At 61.9% G+C, this 20119-nt stretch carries 20 protein-coding genes and 2 pseudogenes; 10 read left to right on the top strand and 12 right to left on the bottom strand.

What is annotated here, in order from left to right; genetic code table 11:
- The first annotated feature begins 161 nt into the window (after positions 1–161).
- Positions 162–833: a histidine phosphatase family protein gene (locus tag ACEN8E_RS08595; RefSeq protein WP_495592232.1), complete on the top strand. Its 672-nt coding sequence runs from the start codon at positions 162–164 to the stop codon at positions 831–833.
- A 138-nt stretch (positions 834–971) separates the two neighbouring features.
- Here ACEN8E_RS08595 and mnmH read toward each other — a convergent pair whose 3' ends face one another.
- From mnmH to ACEN8E_RS08570, 5 genes are all read right to left on the bottom strand, one after another.
- Positions 972–2075, bottom strand: coding sequence for a tRNA 2-selenouridine(34) synthase MnmH (gene mnmH / locus ACEN8E_RS08590; protein ID WP_495592231.1), 1104 nt, complete (start codon positions 2073–2075; stop codon positions 972–974).
- Positions 2075–3109 (bottom strand): selenide, water dikinase SelD, encoded by a 1035-nt coding sequence (selD, locus tag ACEN8E_RS08585; RefSeq protein ID WP_495592230.1) that lies wholly within the window; start codon positions 3107–3109, stop codon positions 2075–2077. The genes mnmH and selD overlap by 1 nt, the downstream gene beginning before the upstream one ends.
- 199 nt (positions 3110–3308) lie before the next feature.
- Entirely contained in the window at positions 3309–4265 is a 957-nt protein-coding gene (locus ACEN8E_RS08580; RefSeq protein ID WP_495592229.1) for a quinone oxidoreductase family protein, read from the bottom strand.
- Positions 4266–4292: 27 nt separating this feature from the next.
- Complete coding sequence (locus tag ACEN8E_RS08575; protein ID WP_495592228.1) at positions 4293–4466, bottom strand: DUF1427 family protein; 174 nt, start codon at positions 4464–4466, stop codon at positions 4293–4295.
- A 105-nt stretch (positions 4467–4571) separates the two neighbouring features.
- Positions 4572–5351, bottom strand: coding sequence for an AraC family transcriptional regulator (locus ACEN8E_RS08570; RefSeq protein WP_495592227.1), 780 nt, complete (start codon positions 5349–5351; stop codon positions 4572–4574).
- Between the two features lie 147 nt (positions 5352–5498).
- On the opposite strand from ACEN8E_RS08570, the gene ACEN8E_RS08565 reads away from it, so the two are divergent.
- Positions 5499–5726: a DUF6555 family protein gene (locus ACEN8E_RS08565; protein WP_495592226.1), complete on the top strand. Its 228-nt coding sequence runs from the start codon at positions 5499–5501 to the stop codon at positions 5724–5726.
- Positions 5727–5761: 35 nt separating this feature from the next.
- Entirely contained in the window at positions 5762–6040 is a 279-nt protein-coding gene (locus ACEN8E_RS08560) for a hypothetical protein (protein WP_495592225.1), read from the top strand.
- A gap of 27 nt (positions 6041–6067) precedes the next feature.
- Here the strand turns inward: ACEN8E_RS08560 and ACEN8E_RS08555 are convergent, their stop codons facing one another.
- Positions 6068–6223, bottom strand: coding sequence for a metallothionein (locus ACEN8E_RS08555; RefSeq protein ID WP_495592224.1), 156 nt, complete (start codon positions 6221–6223; stop codon positions 6068–6070).
- A gap of 220 nt (positions 6224–6443) precedes the next feature.
- Positions 6444–7760, bottom strand: a complete 1317-nt coding sequence (locus ACEN8E_RS08550; protein WP_495592223.1) for a Na+/H+ antiporter family protein — start codon at positions 7758–7760, stop codon at positions 6444–6446.
- A 156-nt stretch (positions 7761–7916) separates the two neighbouring features.
- Here ACEN8E_RS08550 and ACEN8E_RS08545 point away from each other — a divergent pair.
- The 3 genes and pseudogenes from ACEN8E_RS08545 to ACEN8E_RS08535 form a co-directional block, all read left to right on the top strand.
- Positions 7917–9410, top strand: a pseudogene (locus tag ACEN8E_RS08545) (methyl-accepting chemotaxis protein); the annotation flags it as partial.
- A 102-nt stretch (positions 9411–9512) separates the two neighbouring features.
- Positions 9513–10268 carry a methyl-accepting chemotaxis protein gene (locus ACEN8E_RS08540; protein WP_419188604.1) on the top strand — a complete coding sequence of 252 codons (756 nt, stop codon included), beginning with the start codon at positions 9513–9515 and terminating at the stop codon, positions 10266–10268.
- 261 nt (positions 10269–10529) lie between these two features.
- Positions 10530–12206: an MFS transporter gene (locus ACEN8E_RS08535; protein WP_495592222.1), complete on the top strand. Its 1677-nt coding sequence runs from the start codon at positions 10530–10532 to the stop codon at positions 12204–12206.
- Between the two features lie 118 nt (positions 12207–12324).
- Here ACEN8E_RS08535 and ACEN8E_RS08530 read toward each other — a convergent pair whose 3' ends face one another.
- The 4 genes and pseudogenes from ACEN8E_RS08530 to ACEN8E_RS08515 all read right to left on the bottom strand — a co-directional run.
- On the bottom strand, positions 12325–13641 hold the full coding sequence (locus tag ACEN8E_RS08530; protein ID WP_495592221.1) for a sensor histidine kinase: 1317 nt from the start codon (positions 13639–13641) through the stop codon (positions 12325–12327).
- Positions 13638–14306 (bottom strand): response regulator transcription factor, encoded by a 669-nt coding sequence (locus tag ACEN8E_RS08525; RefSeq protein WP_495592220.1) that lies wholly within the window; start codon positions 14304–14306, stop codon positions 13638–13640. The genes ACEN8E_RS08530 and ACEN8E_RS08525 overlap by 4 nt, the downstream gene beginning before the upstream one ends.
- Before the next feature lie 3 nt (positions 14307–14309).
- Positions 14310–14630 carry a PepSY domain-containing protein gene (locus tag ACEN8E_RS08520; protein WP_495592219.1) on the bottom strand — a complete coding sequence of 107 codons (321 nt, stop codon included), beginning with the start codon at positions 14628–14630 and terminating at the stop codon, positions 14310–14312.
- A pseudogene (locus tag ACEN8E_RS08515) lies at positions 14630–14821 on the bottom strand (PepSY domain-containing protein); the annotation flags it as partial. The pseudogene ACEN8E_RS08515 and the gene ACEN8E_RS08520, both read right to left, overlap by 1 nt.
- Positions 14822–15013: 192 nt before the next feature.
- Here ACEN8E_RS08515 and ACEN8E_RS08510 point away from each other — a divergent pair.
- The 4 genes from ACEN8E_RS08510 to codA all read left to right on the top strand — a co-directional run bounded on the left by ACEN8E_RS08510 (position 15014) and on the right by codA (position 18935).
- The gene (locus ACEN8E_RS08510; RefSeq protein WP_495592218.1) at positions 15014–16093 is read left to right on the top strand and encodes a patatin-like phospholipase family protein; all 1080 of its coding nucleotides are present in this window, start codon (positions 15014–15016) and stop codon (positions 16091–16093) included.
- Between the two features lie 75 nt (positions 16094–16168).
- Entirely contained in the window at positions 16169–16525 is a 357-nt protein-coding gene (gene queD, locus ACEN8E_RS08505; RefSeq protein ID WP_008021670.1) for a 6-carboxytetrahydropterin synthase QueD, read from the top strand.
- A gap of 135 nt (positions 16526–16660) precedes the next feature.
- Complete coding sequence (locus ACEN8E_RS08500; RefSeq protein WP_495592217.1) at positions 16661–17491, top strand: alpha/beta fold hydrolase; 831 nt, start codon at positions 16661–16663, stop codon at positions 17489–17491.
- A 199-nt stretch (positions 17492–17690) separates the two neighbouring features.
- Positions 17691–18935 carry a cytosine deaminase gene (gene codA, locus ACEN8E_RS08495; protein ID WP_495592216.1) on the top strand — a complete coding sequence of 415 codons (1245 nt, stop codon included), beginning with the start codon at positions 17691–17693 and terminating at the stop codon, positions 18933–18935.
- Positions 18936–19046: 111 nt separating this feature from the next.
- Here the strand turns inward: codA and ACEN8E_RS08490 are convergent, their stop codons facing one another.
- A complete protein-coding gene (locus tag ACEN8E_RS08490; protein WP_495592215.1) occupies positions 19047–20039 on the bottom strand; it encodes a diaminopimelate epimerase in 993 nt (330 codons plus the stop codon).
- Between the last annotated feature and the right edge of the window lie 80 nt (positions 20040–20119).

The following is a 20119-nucleotide window of genomic DNA, read 5'->3' as shown; positions in this document are numbered from 1 at the left end:
GGCTTTCGATCGGAATCGAACCAAACGGGCTCAGAGGACTCTGAGCACTGCCCGTTTGAGAGCAGGCCGGATTCAACGACATGGAAAACACCCGACGCAGGAACATCGCGGTGTAAAGGTTTGTCAGCCTTAAACGAATTGCGCTGAAGAACCCTTTATTCATGAATTTGCTCAATCTTGCCAATCGCTTCAGACATCGCGCCTACCTGCTCCTGCCCGTCTTGCTGGCGGTCGGGGGGGTATTCCTGTCGCTGGAGCCCAGCCTGAGTCGCGCCCAGCCGATGGATGGCACCCAGACGCTGGTCTTCCTGCGCCACGGGGAAAAACCCGCCGGTGGCCTGGGCCAGCTCAATTGCCAGGGCTTGAACCGCGCCATCGACCTGGCGACGCTGCTGCCGGAAAAGTTTGGCAAGGCCGACTATGTGTTTGCCGCAAACCCGACCCGTAACGTCGAGGAAGGCGAGTTCGACAATTCCTACAGTTACATTCGTCCCCTGATGACCATCAACCCCAGCGCCATCAAGCTCGGCCTGCCGGTGAACATCAACTTTTCCGCCAATGACACCAGTGACCTGGCCGAAGAACTGCTTCACGACAAGTATCACAACTCGGTCATCTACACCGCCTGGTCACACGGCTACCTGCCGGAGCTGATCAACACGGTAGCCGGCGAAGCCACCGGCAAGAAAATGACCATCATGGAAGACTGGGAATCCAGCGACTATGACTCGCTGTATGTGCTCACCCTGACCTGGCACAACGGCAAGGCCAGTTTGCAGAGCCATGTGTACAAGCAAGGCCTGGATAATGGCTCGCAAACCTGTCCGACCTGAGGTTATGCATCGCTCGACAGGGCCCCTTCGCGAGCAGGCTCGCTCCCACAGTAAATCTTCGGTGAACACAAAATTTGTGTGCCGCGCAGATCCAGTGTGGGAGCGAGCCTGCTCGCGAAGGGGCCAGTAAAACCCACATCACTTCCGTTGATTCACTCGCTCGCGCAGATACTCGAGAACCGCCCCCCGCTCTCCGGCAAACTCGATCCGCGCGTCTTTCTTCTCCCGCTGAAACGCATACATCGGATCGTAATACTCGCGCAGCAACCCTTCGATCCAGCCGCGGTGCAGATCCACCGCGCCACTGCGGGCCTGTTCCGCCAACGCCTCTTCCATCAAAACCAGCATGCGCCGATGACGTTCGCCACCCAGGCGCTTCTGCACATTGTTCAGGCTCGCCAGCAACCGCTCGGAAAACAGCGCAAAGCCCTCCTCGCCATGCACGTCGATGAATTCTGCGCACAGATCCACCACGTAATCGCGCAGGATCCGCTCGACCCGACCTTCCAGACTGTCTTCCAGCCACACCATCGGAAACTGCTGCATGCCCTGGTACAGCGGCAACGGCAACGCACAACTGCCCACCGCGCGGCTTTCGTCTTCCAATACGAACTGCTCGATGCCGCTGGCGCGTTTTTTCAGCAGATCTATGGCCAAACGGTTTTCGAAGTCGATGTTCGATGGCTGGCCCGTGGCGCGCTTGCCGAAACTGGAGCCACGATGGTTGGCATGACCTTCAAGGTCCACGCTGTTGCCCAATTGGTTGAGCACTTCGGTCTTGCCCGTGCCGGTCATGCCGCCCAGCAGGACGAAATCGCACTGGGTCACGGCTTGATCGAGAGTGTCCAGCAGGAAGGTACGCATGGCCTTGTAGCCGCCGCCTACCCGTGGGTAATCGATGCCTGTCTCGTCCTTGAGCCATTGCTGGACAATCTGCGAGCGCAGGCCGCCGCGAAAGCAATACAGCAGGCCATCGGGATGCGCCCGGGCAAAATCGGCCCAGGCCTGGATACGTTCGGCCTTGACCGCGCCCGACACCAGTTGATGCCCCAGTACGATGGCCGCTTGCTGGCCATGCTGCTTGTAGCAGGTGCCGACCCGCTGGCGTTCAAGGTCATTCATCAACGGCAGGTTGATCACACCGGGAAACGCGCCCTTGTTGAATTCGACCGGCGCGCGAGCGTCCATCATGGGCCGGTCGTTGAGGAAGATGTCGCGGTAATCGGTGCAGTCGACAGACATCAAAACACCTCGACCGCGTTGCTCTGTCGCTCGACCAGTTCACCGATCGGCTCCAGGCTCAGGCCCAGTTCGGCGGCCACCGAGAGAAACTGCTCGTTGCCTTGCGGCGTTACGGCAATCAGCAGGCCGCCGCTGGTCTGCGGATCGCAGAGTACGCGCTTGTGCAGCTCCTGGAGCCGCCCGAGCTTGCTGGCGTAGCTGTCGAAATTGCGCAACGTGCCGCCCGGTACGCAGCCCTGTTCGAGGTAATACTCGACGCCCGGCAAGCGCGGTACGCGGTCATATTCGATACGCGCCGTGAGCTGGCTGCCGTCGGCCATTTCCACCAGGTGCCCGAGCAGGCCGAAACCGGTGACATCGGTCATCGCGGTTACGCCGTCGAGCTTGCCGAAACGGCTGCCGGGTTTGTTCAGTGTGCACATCCAGTCCCGGGCCAGGCCGATGTCGGCATTGCGCAACTTGCCCTTTTTCTCGGCTGTCGTAAGGATGCCGATGCCCAGGGGCTTGGTGAGATAGAGCAGACAACCGGCCGTGGCGGTGTCGTTGCGCTTCATGTGGCGCTTTTGCACCAGACCGGTGACGGCCAGGCCAAAGATCGGTTCTGGCGCGTCGATGGAGTGCCCACCTGCCAGCGGGATGCCCGCCTCATCACACACCGAACGGCCGCCGCGAATCACTTCCCGGGCAATTTCCGGGGCCAGCACGTTCACCGGCCAGCCGAGAATCGCAATCGCCATCAACGGATCGCCGCCCATCGCATAGATGTCACTGATGGCATTGGTGGCGGCAATTCGACCGAAATCGAAGGGATCGTCGACGATCGGCATGAAAAAGTCCGTGGTCGAGACCACTCCACGCTCTTCGTCGATGGCATACACCGCCGCGTCGTCGCGCGAGGCGTTGCCGACCCAGAGTTTCGGGTCGAGGTTCTGCGCCCCGCTGCCGGCCAGGATCACTTCCAGCACCTGGGGGGAAATCTTGCAACCGCATCCAGCGCCATGGCTGTATTGGGTCAGGCGAATCGGCTCGCTCATAGGGGCACCTCTTGAAATTCAGGTAACTAATCCTACAGCAACGCGCCTTTTCATTTGTAGGAGATGCGCTGGCGAATAGTGCCCCTGTGGGAGCGAGCCTGCTCGCGAAAGCGATGCGCCAGTCGCATCATTGCTGGATGTGCCGCCGTCTACGCGAGCAGGTCGGATCGCCGCACAGTCACTCCCACATTGATTGCAGTCAAGGCAACAGAATCACCTTGTCGCCACTGCCCTGATTCACTTCGGCATAACGCTCCAGCCCCTCGGCCAATGGCGACTCGAACAAGCCCTGCGGCAACGGCAACAGGTCCTGATCGAAGAACCGGCCAAACTGCTCGAGCATCGCCGCACACGCCTGAACCCCGTACAGCAAGGAGTTGATCCCCACCACCGAGCCGCCCTTGCGGTACAACGCCAGGGCTGGCAACTGCACGAGACCGTCCACGGGCGCGGCGATGATCGCGATGCGGCCGAATGCGGCCAGAGCCGGCACCGAGGCCGGTAGCCAGAAACCGGTGGTGTCGAAAATCACGTCGGCGCCGCCGGCATAGACGGCGTTGACCTGGGCCCCGAGGTCTTCGGGTTTATCCAGTTGCAGGGTCTGGTAGCCCTGGTCCTGCAAGTCCTTGACCTGTTCGGGACGCCGCGCGGCCGCCAGCACCCGGGCACCACGCACCTTGGCCAAGGCCAGCGCGGCACTGCCGACCGCCCCGCCACCGATCACCAGCAATCGGGTTTCGGCGGTCACCAGGCTGCGCTCCAGCGCATCCCAGGCCGTGGTGTACGGCACGCCGAGGCTGGCGGCCTGGGCGAAGCTCAGGTGCGTGGGTTTAAGCGCCACGCCTTTGGCCGGCAACTTGACGAACTGCGCGTGGGAACCGTCAGCGAAAAAACCCAGTTCCTTGCCCGTTCCCCAGACTTCCTGACCGATCAACGCCTGCGGGCCGGCCACGACCACACCGGCAAAATCACGACCGGGAATCCGCGGCAGCGTGGTGTAGGGAAAACGCCCCAGCACGTTCTTCACATCGCTGGGGTTCAGACCCGCGGCCTTGATCTCGACCAGCACTTCATCGGCGCCGGGAACGGGGGTAGGCACCTCGACGTAGCGCAGGGCCGAGAGATCACCGGTTTTATCGAATTGCAGAGCTTTCATGGGCGTATCCATCGAGTCAAAGAAGGTTCAGGAAATCCAGCCAGCCACCAGCTCCCGCCCCATCGGCCAGAGTTTTTCGCCGACGAGCATGCCGAGCAGGCCAACCAGTGCGATGGCCGGGGGTGCGGGGGAACGAAAATCCAGGGCGCCGTAGAGCAGACCGACACCCAGACCGATGGCCAGTGACATGAGGTAGTTCATGGCAGACTCCGGGGCAATTGAGGTATGCGCTGAGTCTAGAGGGCGACGCCTGCGAGCATCGGCCAAGTGCTTCTGAATTTCGGCCAAAGCATGGCCCGGCGAAATTCAGCCCTCGCGTTGCGCCGCCGGAAACTGTGAAGGGGCAACCCCCAGTTCACGACGAAACATGTCACTGAAGCTGCTCGGCGAATAGCCCAGTTCCCGGGCAATTGAGCTGACCGCTACGCCCTGGATCAACTCGGCCACCGCCGTCGCCAGTTGCACCTGACGCCGCCACTCGGCGAAGCCCATGCCCAAACCGTCCTTGAACAGCCGCGCCAGGGTCCGCACGCTGGCACCAGCGGTTTCTGCGTGCTGCTCGAACGGAATATCCAGCGAAGGCGCCGACATGACCGCCTGACACAGATTCATCAGCCGACGGTCGGAATCGTCCGGCAGCGGGATTTTCAGCAGCGAACGCCTGGCACGCTTGAGCTCCAGCAGCGCCAGGCCGACCAACGCGTCGTAATACTCGGGCGGCCCGTCGTTGCCCTGCTCCACCAGGCCGACGATCAGCTCGCGCAGCAAGCCGCCGACCTCGATGACTTGCACGCTGTCATCCAGGGTCGCCGCCAGGGACGGGCGCAAGTAGATATTGCGCATTTGCAGGTCGGACACCACGCGAATCCCGTGGGGCACGCCGGGCGGCAACCACACCGCCCGCTGCGGCGGCACCACCAGCGCCTCGTGCGGCGTCTCGACCCACATCACCCCGCTCATCGCATACAGCAACTGGCCCCAGACGTGCTCATGGGGCTCGATGTACAACCCGCGCGGATAGGTGCGAGCCAGCGGCTGCACGGGCACATCGGTGTCACTCAGGTCGGGCGGTGCGGCGAGGGCCATGGTCAATGTTCATTGGGGGGACGGGAAGATTGCATGGTAACGGGGCACCGAATTTGTCGCCAGCAACCGCCGCCATCCGACAATCCGAGTGAATTTTCCCGCTGGCACGCGATCCTTCTATGTACAACAGGGAGGAACCGGGGCTTTATGAACAGCGCAAAATTATTCGTCATCGAGTACACCCTCCATGGCGCTCCAAAGTCTTTCATTATCCGACTGGAAAAAATGGACAACGCAGAAGCCTGGCATTGGGCGAGCTGTGACGCGGGGATTGGGCGAATCCCCAGGTTTGGACGCGAGAAGGTGCAAAAGACCAGCAAGCCGATGGCGGAAAAATTCGGCGTGGAAAACGTCAAGTGGCGGCCGGCGAACTAATCTCTGGCAACCATCAGGTTCGGGGGAGAAGGGACATGAGCGCATCACCCGTCAGCAGCCTTGCGCATCTGGAATACGGTCTGGACACATTGTCCGGCCGCATCAGCAAAAGCGCCGAGTGCCGGATCGGACTGGAACAGGTCGAAAATGACGCCTTTTGCTTCGCCATACGCATCCCGCCGCCAGTGCCGGAAGATCTGGAACATGCCAGGACCCTGGTGCTGCGGGTCGAAGGACGGCGCCTGCAGGGCACCGTCCGCCACAGCGAACGCCTCGATGACGACAGCCTCAGGCTGGAAGTAGAGCCGGACTAGGCTCCACTTTTGTGTGTACCGTGGTTTTCAGTGGGCGCACTTGCAGCCTTGGGAAGCACACTCCTCGCCATGCTCGTGATGCTTGGCACAGGCTTCGCAGCAATAGTGCTTGCCGTGACGCACGATCGGATGTTCACCGAGCATGCAGGAACACTTCGGACAATCGCATTTACGGTCAGTCATGGATTTGACTCCTTCAGTGCTGATCTTCGGGGAGATTGAGGTACAACCCGTGTTTTCAGTGTAGGAGCTACCCTCCGACGGAACCGGTCGGCTGTCGGATCGGATGGGCGAACACCCTGTGGGAGCGAGCCTGCTCGCGAAAGCGGTGTATCAGTCACATCCATGTCGGATGTGCCGCAGCCTTCGCGAGCAGGCTCGCTCCCACAGGGGTATATCGGGGTTACAGCACCATCGCAGCCACCCAGCCGAATGCCAGCAGCGGCAGGTTGTAGTGCAGGAAGGTCGGGACCACCGTGTCCCAGATGTGATGGTGCTGGCCGTCGATGTTCAGGCCGGAGGTCGGGCCGAGGGTCGAGTCCGAAGCCGGCGAACCGGCGTCGCCCAAGGCACCGGCGGTACCGACGATGCACACGATCGCCAACGGGCTGAAGCCCAGTTGCACGCACAGCGGCACGAAAATCGCCGCCAGAATCGGCACGGTGGAGAACGACGAGCCGATGCCCATGGTCACCAGCAGCCCCACCAGCAGCATCAGCAAGGCGCCGATGCCCTTGCTGTGATCGATGTACGACGCCGACGATTCGACCAGCGTCTGCACCTCACCGGTGGCCTTCATCACTTCGGCAAACCCCGAGGCGGCGATCATGATGAAGCCGATCATCGCCATCATTTTCATGCCTTCGGTGAACAGGTCATCGGTGTCACGCCATTTGACGATGCCCGACACCGAGAAAATCAGGAAACCGACCAGTGCACCGATAATCATCGAATCCAGCAACAACTGAACGATGAACGCCGCCGCGATGGCCACACCGGCCACCATCAGGCTCAGCGGGTTGTATTGCACCGCCACTTGCTCGACCTGTTCGATCTTTTCCAGGTCGTAGACTCGCTTCTTGCGGTAGCTGACAAACGCGATCAGCAGGCCCGCCACCATGCCCAGGGCCGGAATACCCATGGCGTGGGTCACATTGATGCCGCTGATGTCCACACCGCTGCGGGCGACGTTGGCCAGCAGGATTTCATTGAGGAAGATGTTGCCGAAGCCCACCGGCAGGAACATGTAGGGCGTGATCAAACCGAAGGTCATGACACAGGCGATCAGTCGGCGGTCCAGTTGCAGCCTGGTGAGTACATACAGGAGCGGCGGCACCAGCAACGGAATGAACGCGATATGGATCGGCAGGATGTTCTGCGAGGCAATGGCCACGACCCAGAGCAGACCGATCAGCAGCCATTTGACCTGGCCACCGCCGTTGGCGTGCTGGCGATCGACCAGCGCCAGCGCCTTGTCGGCCAGCGCATGGGCCATGCCGGACTTGGCAATGGCCACGGCAAAAGCGCCCAGCAAGGCGTAGGACAACGCCACCGTCGCCCCACCGCCGAGGCCACTGTTGAAAGCCTTGAGTGTCGCCTCGATCCCCAGGCCACCGGTCAGGCCACCGACCAGCGCACCGACGATCAGGGCGATCACAACATGCACGCGGGACAGGCTGAGTACCAGCATGATGCCGACCGCGGCAATTACTGCATTCATTTCATTACCTCGAGACAAACGGAAAGACTCCGTCCGGCAGTCTGCGAAGAGCCGCCAGCGGATTAAGGAATGGGTTTTATTAGAGGGCGCGCACTGTGCCGCAGAGTCACCCCCGTGTCAAAGCACCTCGGCGCTGTCGAAATGTAACGGCATGTGATGACCTGTAGGAGCGAGCTAGCTCGCGATGTACTTGAGAGCACCGTGGGGTATCAGGTTTCCATCATTATCGTTGACGACCATCGCGAGCAGGCTCGCTCCTACAGGGGGCACTGTTTGATCGCCGATAAACGGGATAAAGAAACCGAAAACCCTGCCGTTACAGTGCAAAGTCTCAGATATTTATCGAATAAGGACGTCTCCATGTCGCTCAGACAACTTTCCATTCAATGGAAAATCACCCTGCTGGCCGGGCTGTGCCTGGCGGGTATCGTGACCCTGCTGGTCGGTCTTTCCCTGTACCGCATGGAGCACAGCTCCGGGATGGTGAAAGCCTCGAGCATGGAAATGTTGACCGAAGCGGCCCAGGCCCGGATCGAGTCCCAGGGCGAAAACCAGGCGCTGGGGATTCGCCAGCAGTTCATGGACGCCTATCAGTACGGCCACGGTTTCTCCCGGCAGGTGCTGTTCCTGCGTGAGCAGGCCGAGAAGCGCTTTCTCGATGCCTTCGACCTGCGCGAAGACCTGACCCGCCAGGTCAAGTCGGCCCTGCAGGCCAACCCGGACCTGCTCGGCCTGTCGCTGGTGTTCGAACCCAACGGGCTGGATGGCAAGGACGACCTGTTCACCGGTCAAGCCGAGCTGGGCAGCAACGACAAGGGCCGTTTCGCCCTCTACTGGTCGCAGCCGACGCCGGGCAAAGTGACGTCCATGGCCTTGCCGGAAAAGGACATGGCCGACACCAGCACCGGCCCCAGCGGCGAAGCGGCCAACGCCTGGTTCACCTGCCCGCGCACCACGCTCAAGCCGTGCGTGATCGAACCCTACTTCTATGAGATCGATGGCCAGAACGTGCTGATGACCAGCATCGTTTTCCCGCTGATGGTCAACGGCAAGGTCATCGCCTCGCTGTCGGTGGACATCAACCTCAACAGCCTGCAAGCGGTCAGCCTGAGCGCCAGCAAGAAACTCTACGACGGCCAGACCCGTGTCAGCATCATCAGCCCGGCCGGCCTGCTCGCCGGCTACAGTCCGGACGCCAGCAAACTCAGCCAGCGCCTGGAAGCCGTGGACAAGGCCAGTGGCGCCGAACTGCTGCGCATGCTTGCCGCCAGCAGCAAGACCGGCAGCCTGAACAGCAATCAGCAACTGAAAGTGCTGGCACCGTTCCAGCCGATTCCCGGCGGTAAATCCTGGGGCGTGCTGCTCGACGTGCCGGAGAAAGTCCTGGTCGGCCCCGCCGAAGCCCTGAAAAAGCAACTGGACGACAGCAACACCGCCGGTACGCTGGTCGAGCTCGGCCTGGGGATACTCGCCGCGCTGCTGGGCCTGGTGCTGGTGTGGCTGATGGCCCGCAGCGTCACCAAACCGATCCTCGGCGTGGCGCACATGCTCGAAGACATCGCCAGCGGCGAAGGTGACCTGACCCGTCGACTGGCTTACGACAAAAAGGATGAACTGGGCCAACTGGCCGGCTGGTTCAACCGCTTCCTCGACAAGCTGCAACCGATCATCGCCGAAGTGAAACGCTCGGTGCAGGACGCCCGCAGCACCGCGGACCAGTCGTCCGCCATCGCCACCCAGACCAGCGCCGGCATGGAACAGCAATACCGTCAGGTGGATCAGGTGGCGACGGCGTCCCATGAAATGAGCGCCACCGCCCAGGATGTCGCCCGCAGCGCCGCGCAAGCGGCACACGCCGCCCGGGATGCCGATCAGGCGACCCGTCAGGGTTTGACCGTGATCGACCGCACCACAGCCAGCATCGACAACCTCGCCGCCGACATGAGCGCGGCGATGGTTCAGGTCGAAGGCCTGGCAGCCAACAGCGAGAAGATCGGCACGGTACTGGAAGTGATCCGGGCGATTGCCGAGCAGACCAACCTGCTGGCCCTCAACGCCGCGATCGAAGCGGCCCGTGCCGGTGAGGCCGGACGCGGGTTTGCCGTGGTCGCCGATGAGGTGCGCAACCTGGCGCGACGTACCCAGGAGTCTGTCGAAGAAACCCGCCTGGTGATCGAACAACTGCAAAACGGCACCCAGGATGTAGTGAGTTCGATGAACAACAGCCATCGTCAGGCTCAGGGCAGTGTCGAGCAGGTTGGTCAGGCCGTGACGGCGCTGCGCCAGATTGGCGATGCGGTGACCGTGATCAACGACATGAACATGCAAATCGCCAGCGCCGCCGAAGAGCAAAGCGCGGTGGCCGAGGAGATCAATAACAACGTGGCGACCATTCGCGACGTGACCGAATCGCTGTCGGGCCAGGCCAATGAATCGGCACGGGTCAGCCAGTCGCTCAACAGCCTGGCGAACCAGCAGCAGAGCCTGATGGATCAGTTCCGCGTTTAAACCCGACGAAATCCCCCTGTAGGAGCGAGCCTGCTCGCTCCTACAGGTTTTGTGCCAGTCATCCCCCCCTCTTTCAACCTGAGGCGTAGTGGCGAGTGGATATCTGCCACAAGGTGATTATGCTTCAAGGAACCTTGCAGCATTTTGTGGCGTCAACCTCAATGCAAGACCCGTAATCCGATGACTTCAGCCCCAGGGCCTGGGTACGGTAATTGATGGTGGGAACTCCGGCCTACGACAAGAGCAAGACGGAGAATACTCATGACGGCAATCTACGGCACTTCTGCGGGCAGCACGCCCAACCACGGAATCACCCGGGAGGAACGCAAAGTCATTTTCGCGTCGTCCCTGGGCACCGTGTTCGAATGGTATGACTTCTACCTGTACGGCTCCCTGGCGGCGATCATCGCCAAGCACTTCTTTGCCGGTGTCAACGAAACGACGTCCTTCATCTTCGCCCTGCTCGCCTTCGCCGCAGGCTTCGCCGTGCGGCCCTTCGGCGCCATCGTGTTCGGCCGGCTGGGTGACATGATCGGACGCAAACACACCTTTCTCATCACCATCGTGATCATGGGCGTCTCCACGGCCGTGGTGGGCATGCTGCCTGGCTATGCAACCATCGGTGTGGCCGCGCCGGTCATCCTGATCAGCCTGCGCCTGCTGCAAGGCCTAGCGCTGGGCGGTGAGTACGGTGGCGCAGCCACCTACGTGGCCGAACATGCCCCCAAGGGCAAACGCGGCTACTTCACCTCGTGGATTCAGACGACTGCCACCCTCGGCCTGTTTCTTTCACTGCTGGTGATCCTCGCCTGCCGCACCGCCCTGGGTACCGAAGCCTTCGAAGCCTGGGGCTGGCGGATTCCGTTCCTGCTGTCGATCCTGTTGTTGATCATCTCGGTGTACATCCGCCTGCAGCTCAGCGAGTCGCCGGTGTTCCAGAAAATGAAAGCCGAAGGCAAGTCCTCGAAGGCACCATTGACCGAATCCTTCGCCCGTTGGGATAACCTCAAGATCGTGATCATGGCCCTGCTCGGCGGCACCGCCGGCCAGGCCGTGGTCTGGTACACCGGGCAATTCTATGCGCTGTTTTTCCTGCTGCAGACACTGAAGATCGATCCGCAGACCGCCAACCTGCTGATTGCCGGCTCGCTGCTGATCGGTACTCCGTTCTTCGTCTTTTTCGGCAGCCTGTCCGACCGCATCGGGCGCAAAGGCATCATCATGGCCGGTTGCATCCTGGCGGCCCTGACCTATTTCCCGATCTTCCATGCGTTGACCCAGTACGGTAACCCCGACGTGTTCATTGCGCAGGAGAAGAATCCGGTCACGGTCATCGCCAATCCCGCCCAGTGTTCGTTCCAGTTCGACCCGGTAGGCAAGGCCAAATTCACCAGTTCCTGCGACCTGGCGAAGACCGTGCTGGCAAAACGGGCCATCCCCTATGAGAACGTGAAGGCCGAGCCGGGCACCGTGGCGCAGGTGCGCATTGGCGATAAAGTGGTGCAGAGCTTCGAAGGCACCGGCATGCCGGCCGCCGACTTCAAGACCCAGAATGACGCGTTCACCGCCACGCTGGCCACCTCACTCAAGGAAGCCGGCTACCCCGAGAAGGCCGACCCGGCGAAGACCAACTACCCGATGGTGCTGTTGCTCCTGACGATCCTGGTGATCTACGTGACCATGGTCTACGGGCCGATTGCCGCCTGGCTGGTAGAACTGTTCCCGGCGCGCATCCGCTACACCTCGATGTCGCTGCCCTATCACATCGGCAATGGCTGGTTCGGTGGCTTCCTGCCGACGGTGGCGTTCGCCATGGTCGCGGCCACCGGGGATATCTACTACGGGCTGTGGTATCCGATCGTCATCGCGGTGATGACGGCTGTGCTGGGTATCTTCTTCATGCCGGAAACCAAGGATAGGGAGATTCATCACACCTGACCGGCGCACTCCCTGTGGGAGCGAGCCTGCTCGCGAAGACGGCAGCCCATTCACTATCAATGTGACTGGCAGGCCGCTTTCGCGAGCAGGCTCGCTCCCACAGGTTCCCTGGCTGACATCAAGTGTGCCGGGGCAACTCGATGACGACCTTCAGCCCGCCCCACTCACTGTCCAGCAGCAATAACTTCCCATCCCAGCTATCGACGATGTCGCGCACGATGCCCAGCCCCAGGCCATGTCCATGGGTTTGTTCATCCAGCCGCGTACCTCGGCTGAACACCTGATCGCGACGCTCTTCGGGGATGCCCGGGCCGTCATCTTCGACACAGAGTTCAAACCCGCCCGCCGTTTCGACCACGCTCACGCGAACCTCGGCATCCGCCCATTTACAGGCGTTATCCAGCAGGTTGCCCAACAGTTCCAGCAGGTCTTCGCGATCCCATGGCAATTGCAGGCCGGTCGGTGCGCGGTAGCTCAGCGCCAGGTGCTCGCCGTGGATCATGTTCAGGGTTGCCAGCAATCCGGGGAGCTCGGCATCGCAATCAAACAATGCGCCCGGCAACGCATCGCCGGACAACCTTGCACGGTTGAGTTCGCGATTGAGCCGTTGCTCGACCTGCTGCAGTTGCTCCCTGAGGGACTTGCGCAGCTGCGGGTGCGCCTCAAGCTGTTCGCTCGAAGCCAGGCTCAACAGCACCGCCAGCGGCGTTTTCAATGCGTGGCCGAGGTTGCCCAGGGCATTGCGTGAGCGCTTGAGGCTGTCTTCGGTGTGGGCCAGCAAGTGGTTGATCTGCGCCACCAGTGGTTCCAGCTCAACCGGCACCTGATCATCGAGTTGCGAGCGCTGGCCCTGTTGCAACTGCGCGATCTGCTCACGCGCCTGCTCCAACGGCCGCAAGGCGCGGCGCACGGTAACCCGTTGCAGCAGCAGAATCAGCAGCAGCCCTGTCAAACCGAGGCCCAACCCGAGCTGTTGCATGCGCCGGAAGCTTTCGCGTATCGGCGTGTAATCCTCGGCGACGCTGATGGAGATCGGCACCCCCGAGCGTCGATAGTCCGTACGCAATACCAACAACTGCTGCCCTTCCGGTCCCAGTTGCAGGTTGTCGTTGAGGCCGGGTTGCTCGAGCACCGGCATTTCCTGATCCCATAAAGAACGGGAACGCCAATGGCCGTCGGCGAAGTCGATGCGGAAATAGTGCCCGGAAAACGGCCGCTGATAGGCCGGTGACAGTCGTCGTTCATCCAGCTGCAAGCCTTGCGGCCCGCGCACGAGTGCCGCCAGCAGGTTCTCGCTGTCATTGCGCAACCCGGCTTCGAGATAGCGCTGCAATCCCATTTCGAACAGCCACAGACTGGTTTGCGCCAGCACCAGGCCAACGACCACCATCACGCTGATCAGACCCAGGCTCAAGCGGCGCTGGATCGATCTCACCGGGCTTGCCCGCCGAGCAGATACCCTTGGCCGCGACGGGTTTCAATCACGCTTTTGCCGAGCTTGCGGCGCAAATGGTTGACGTGGACCTCCAGCACATTGGAATCGCGTTCGGTTTCACCGTCGTAGAGGTGTTCGGCCAGGTGGCTTTTGGAGAGGATCTGCTCGGGGTGCAGCATGAAATAACGCAACAGGCGAAACTCCGCGGCGGTCAGCTGAATGTCCGCACCGTCGCGGACAACGCACTGCCGACCTTCGTCCAGATGCAACCCGGCAGCCTTGAGCGCCGGCTGGTTGACCTGGCCATGGGAGCGGCGCAACAACGCCTGGATACGCAAGAACAGCTCTTCGGGATGAAAGGGTTTGGTCAGGTAATCGTCGGCGCCAGCCTTGAGGCCTTCGATGCGCTCGGCCCAGGAATCACGGGCCGTCAGGATCAGCACCGGCGTGGTCAACCCCGTCGTGCGCCATTGCGCCAGCACCTCAAGCCCCGGCACGCCGGGCAAACCGAGGTCGAGGATGATCAGGTCGTAAGGTTCGGTACTGCCCTGATGCACTGCGTCGCGACCGTCGGCCAGCCAGTCCACCGCATAACCCTGGCGGTTGAGACCGGCCAGCAGTTCGTCGGCCAGGGGTACATGGTCTTCCACCAGAAGCAAACGCATGGGTCAGTCTTCCTTGTCTTTCAATAAGCGGCCGTCAGTCGCATCGATGTGCAGCTCACGGACCACACCCTCGAGAGTCAATAACTCGACATCATAAAGGTAGATGTTGTGCTTCTCTTCGAGCTCGGCTTCCAGCAGTTTTGCGCCGGGGTAGCGATCCATTGCCTGCTGCAGCAGTTGCTCCAGCGGCAGGATCACGCCCTGTTGACGCAGGCGCAGGGCTTCATCCTGGCCCAGGTCACGGGCAATCACCGACGAGCAAAATGCCAGAAGCAGCAGCGCCGTCCGGCCGCCGGCGCATCGTTTGAATAAAAACACCTTCATTACCAATCCTGATGATCCTTGAGAACCTGCCCGCTGACAGCGTCTAATTCCAGATCCTGGTCGATGCCCTGCTGCCGATCACCGGTCAAACTGGCCAGTGCGAGCGCTGTGAGCTTCTCGAAAGCCGCAATGGTACCAGCGTCGCGCAATCCCGGCGCTTGATCCGGGCCAGGTTCCCGGGCGTGGGTGACACCTTAGCCGGATGAACTTAATTGAAACTGAATGGCCATCATCGCTAACGCCCCCCCCTGTGGGAGCGAGCCTGCTCGCGAAGGGGTCAGGACAGCCAACATCCTTGTTGTATGACACACCGCCTTCGCGAGCAGGCTCGCTCCCACAGTGTTCGTGTTTATAATTTCTGCTTGCCCGACACCGAGACCGCAATGACCGCCATCCACATCAAGTTCCCTTCCCTGACCCTCAAGGCCGGTCCGCGCGCCTTTGCGCACATCCGCGCCAACGGCCTGGAGGCGGCCCAGGTCGGTACCTTGCCCGGTGCGGCCGGCGGCCCGAAGGCGCTGGGAATTCAAGGGCTGGACCTGGCGCTGTTCGGCCACTGGCTGCCGGCGGCACCGCGAGAACGCTCGCTGATTGGTGCATCGGTGGGCTCCTGGCGCTTCGCCAGCGCCTGCCTGCCGGACGCCGCCGAAGGCATCCGGCGTCTCGGGCATCTGTATACCGAGCAGAATTTCGCCAAGGGCGTGACCATGGCGCAGATCAGCCAGAGCTCCCGGCGCATGCTCGATGACCTGCTCGACGGTCGCGATGCCTCGATCCTCAATAACAATGATTACCGCCTGAACATCATGGTGGTCAAAAGCCACGGCCTGCTCGCCGACGATCATCGCGGGCGCCTCGGGCTGGGCCTGTCCTCGGTCATCGCCGACAACCTGCGGGGCCGGGCGCGGCTGGCCCGGTACTTCGAACGCCTGATCATCCACGACCCGCGCCTGGCGCCGCCGGTGGACACCTTGAACGACTTCCCGTCGCGCTTCGTCGCCCTCAACGCCGGCAATCTGCGCCAGGCCCTGCTGGCTTCGGGCTCGATCCCGATGGTGATGGAAGGTGTGCGCGACCTGCCGGGCGCTGGCGCCGGCACCTTCCGCGACGGCGGCTTGCTGGACTACCACCTGGACCTGCCTTATAGCGGCAACGACATCGTGCTTTACCCTCATTTCACCGACCGGGTGATTCCCGGCTGGTTCGACAAGACCCTGCCGTGGCGCCGCGCCTGCCCGGCGCGCCTGCAGAACGTGCTGCTGCTGGCGCCGTCGAAGGACTACCTGGCACGCCTGCCCTACGGCAAGCTGCCAGACCGTAACGACTTCAAGCGCTTCATGGGCGACGCCCCGAGCCGGCAGAAATACTGGCGCACGACCATGGACGAAAGCCGCCGCATGGGCGACGAATTCCTCGAACTGGCCGCCAACGGTCGCTTGGGCGAGCGCTTGCTGACCCTTTAGTCAGGACAAACTGGTAAACTCGCCACCTGCCCGAATCGCTGCGGCGAACGCCACCTGAACAGAGCTGAAAACACTGTGGAAATCTTCAAGGAATTTACTTTCGAATCCGCCCACCGCCTGCCCCACGTACCGGACGGCCACAAGTGCGGGCGCCTGCACGGTCACTCGTTCAAAGTGGCAATCCACCTGAGCGGCGACCTTGACCCGCACACTGGCTGGATCCGCGATTTCTCGGAAATCAAAGAGATCTTCAAGCCGCTGTACGAGCGTCTGGACCACAACTACCTGAACGACATCCCTGGCCTGGAAAACCCGACCAGCGAAGTGCTGGCCAAGTTTATCTGGCAGGAACTGAAGCCGCTGCTGCCGGAACTCAGTGCGATCCGCATCCACGAAACCTGCACCAGCGGTTGCATCTATCGCGGCGAGTAAAAGCACAGCCCCCCTGTAGGAGCGAGCTCGCTCGCGATGGACGCCAGAGCCCCGCGGGCTGCCAGATGCCGCGCGTTATCGTTGACGTTTTTCGCGAGCGAGCTCGCTCCTACAGTCAGCAAGGATCAGGAAGCAATGACCGACTGGCCGCTGGATCAGGTTTTTGACTTCAACGGACATCAGGTGCGCTACGCCATACACGGCGATGGCCCGCCGCTGGTGTTCGTGCATGGCACACCCTTTTCTTCCTGGGTGTGGCACCGCATAGCGCCGCACTTCATCACCACACACCGCGTGCACTACTTCGACCTGCTGGGTTACGGGCAATCCGCACAGCCGGATGGCGATGTGTCCCTGGGCGTGCAAAACCAGCTGTTGGCGCAACTGCTGGAGCATTGGGGCGTGGATCGCCCCGACGTGGTGGCCCACGACTTCGGCGGCGCCACCGCCCTGCGCACGCATCTGCTCAACGGCAAGGATTACCGCAGCCTGACGCTGATCGACCCGGTGGCGCTGACGCCCTGGGGTTCGCCGTTCGTGCAGCATGTGCGTCAGCATGAAGCGGCGTTCAGCGGACTGCCCGATTACATCCAGCGCGCCATCGTGCCGGCCTATATCCGCGGGGCCATCCAGCGCGACATTCCCGACGCCGAACTCGCCCCCTACGTACAGCCTTGGCTGGGAGAGCCGGGGCAAGCGGCGTTCTATCGGCAGATCGCGCAGATGGACGAGCGTTACACCCTTGAAGCGCAGGGGTTGTACCCGACGATTCGCTGCCCGGTACAGATTCTCTGGGGGGAGGACGATCAGTGGATTCCCGTCGAACGCGGGCGGGCCTTGCACCAGATGATTCCCGACGCGCAGTTCCACCCGATACCCAACGCCGGGCACCTGGTCCAGGAAGACGCGCCTGAAACCATTGTCGCGGCGCTGCTGCGGTTTTTGCCCCTGCGACAATCTTCCTGAACAAACCCAATCCCCTGTGGGAGCGAGCCTGCTCGCGAAAACGACGTCACATCCGACATCGAGCTGGCTGGCACACCGCCTTCGCGAGCAGGCTCGCTCCCACATTGGTTCTACAGTGATCAAAGTCACTGGCATGAGTGGTCACCAGCGAGCTAACGTAGAGGTATTGCCTGTACGATTCGCTAAAAGGATCCGCCCGATGCATATCATCAATGCCCGTCTGCGCAACCAGGAAGGCCTGCATGAGTTGTACCTGGAAAACGGCCGGATCAGAAGCATCTCCCGCCAGACCGAAGCCCCGACCCTGGGCCCCGACGATCTGGATGCTGGCGGCAATCTGGTGGTGCCGCCCTTTGTCGAGCCGCACATCCACCTCGACGCGACCCTGACCGCCGGCGAGCCGCGCTGGAACATGAGCGGCACGTTGTTCGAAGGCATCGAGTGCTGGGGCGAACGCAAGGCGACCATCACCCTGGAAGACACCAAGGCCCGTGCCCGGAAAACCATCCAGGCCCTTGCCGCCCACGGCATCCAGCATGTGCGCACCCATGTCGACGTCACCGATCCGCAACTGACTGCGCTCAAGGCGATGCTCGAAGTGCGCGAGGAAAGCCGGCACCTGCTCGACCTGCAAATCGTCGCGTTCCCCCAGGAAGGCATCGAGTCCTACCGCAATGGTCGCGAGTTGATGGAAGAGGCCATCCGCATGGGCGCGGACGTGGTGGGCGGCATTCCGCATTTCGAATACACCCGCGATCAGGGCGTCAGTTCGGTGAAGTTCCTCATGGACCTGGCCGAACGCAGCGGTTGCCTGGTGGACGTGCATTGCGACGAAACCGACGACCCGCATTCACGTTTTCTCGAAGTGCTCGCCGAAGAGGCCCGCAGCCGCGGCATGGGATCGCGGGTCACGGCCAGCCACACCACGGCCATGGGTTCCTACGACAACGCCTACTGCGCCAAACTGTTTCGTTTGCTCGGGCATTCGGGGATCAGCTTTGTCTCCTGTCCCACTGAAAGCATCCACCTGCAAGGTCGCTTCGATAACTTTCCGAAACGCCGGGGCGTGACCCGGGTCAACGAGTTGCTGGAAGCGGGCATGAATGTGTGTTTCGGCCAGGACTCCATCGTCGATCCGTGGTATCCGCTGGGCAATGGCAACATCTTGCGGGTGCTCGAAGCCGGCCTGCACATCTGCCACATGCTCGGTTATCGCAACCTGCAAAGTGCGCTGGACCTGGTGACGGACAATAGCGCCAGAGCCATGAACCTCGGCGATCGCTATGGCCTGGAACGCGGGCGACCGGCGAACCTGCTGATCCTGTCGGCGGAGAGTGACTACGAGGTCATCCGCAGCCAGGGGTTGCCGCTGTACTCGGTGCGCGATGGCAAGGTGTTGATGAAGCGGACGATGCCGGTGGTGGAGTTCAGTGGCATGGGCTGAGGTTGGTGTTGACTGGTCTGGCCCCTTCGCGAGCAGGCTCGCTCCCACAGTGGTTTTATGTCGTTCACAAAACCTGTGGGAGCGAGCCTGCTCGCGATGGCCATTTCGAAGTCAATCGATCATTCGAGCTGTACCAAACAGGCTGACCCGACTCAACTCACCCTGCTCTTCCTCCAGCAAGATCGGCGCCGTGCCGCCCGGCATCGTCACCTTCACTTCCCCGGTACTGACCCAACCCACGTGCCACGCCGCACAGGCCACTGCACTGGCACTGGTCCCCGACGACGCCGTCGGCCCCTCGCCACGCTCGAACACCCGGGCAGCGATGTGCCCTTCGGACAAATGCATCGCCCATTGCAGATTGATCCCCGCCGGGCACGGTTTGCCTGCGCCGACCGGCATGGCATAGGCGATTCGCGTCAGCCCTTCGCCCAACGCCGGTTCGCGCATCTGCTCATTGCTCGGCAGATCCTCGGCACTGTCCACCAGCGTCACGCAATGCGGATTGCCGACCCGCGCGAACTGGCTGTGCGACCATGCATCATTGAGTGCCGCCAAGGGCCCAACGTGGCTGAGTTCACGACCGTTGAACACCACAGCCTCAACCCCGTGAGCACTGACCGCTGTCGGCCCGAATCCCGGTTGCCCCAGATCGAGCCAGAAACCGTGCACGCCATCGACCTGCGCGGCTTTCACGCAAGTCTGCCCCGGCGAAGGCGTGTCGGTTTTATCGTGATGCACCCTGAGTTCACAGGTTTCGCCCTGTGCGAAAAACCCCTGGTCGCTCAGCGCCTGAGAAAAGATCGTCAGCCCGTTGCCGCTCCGCTCGGCCAGCGTGCCATCGGTGTTGACGATCAGCAGATCGAAGGGAGACGACGCCTGAAACGGTCCGACCAGCAATCCGTCGCTGCGATGATCCTTGCTGCCGGCCGGTTGCGTGCCGGGTGCCCAGCTACAGCAAGCCTCGATGGCCGCCACGGCCCATGCCTGACGGGTTTGTGCGGCGTCACCGGCCTGATGGGGCAAGTCGATACCCTGGCGGCGCAGTTCTTCGGGCGCTACCACGATGTAAATATTACCCCGTGCATCGTACCTCTGCGCCATGGCGCCCTCCGTGTGTCATTGCAATGCCTCAACATATCGCGAAACACAGCGGCGCTGTGCAACGATGTCGCCCTGTTTGA

The sequence above is a fragment of the Pseudomonas sp. Pseusp9 genome, assembly GCF_059491265.1.
The sequence above is the reverse complement of the archived record's forward strand: the minus strand, read 5'-3'. Positions and strand labels throughout refer to the sequence as shown.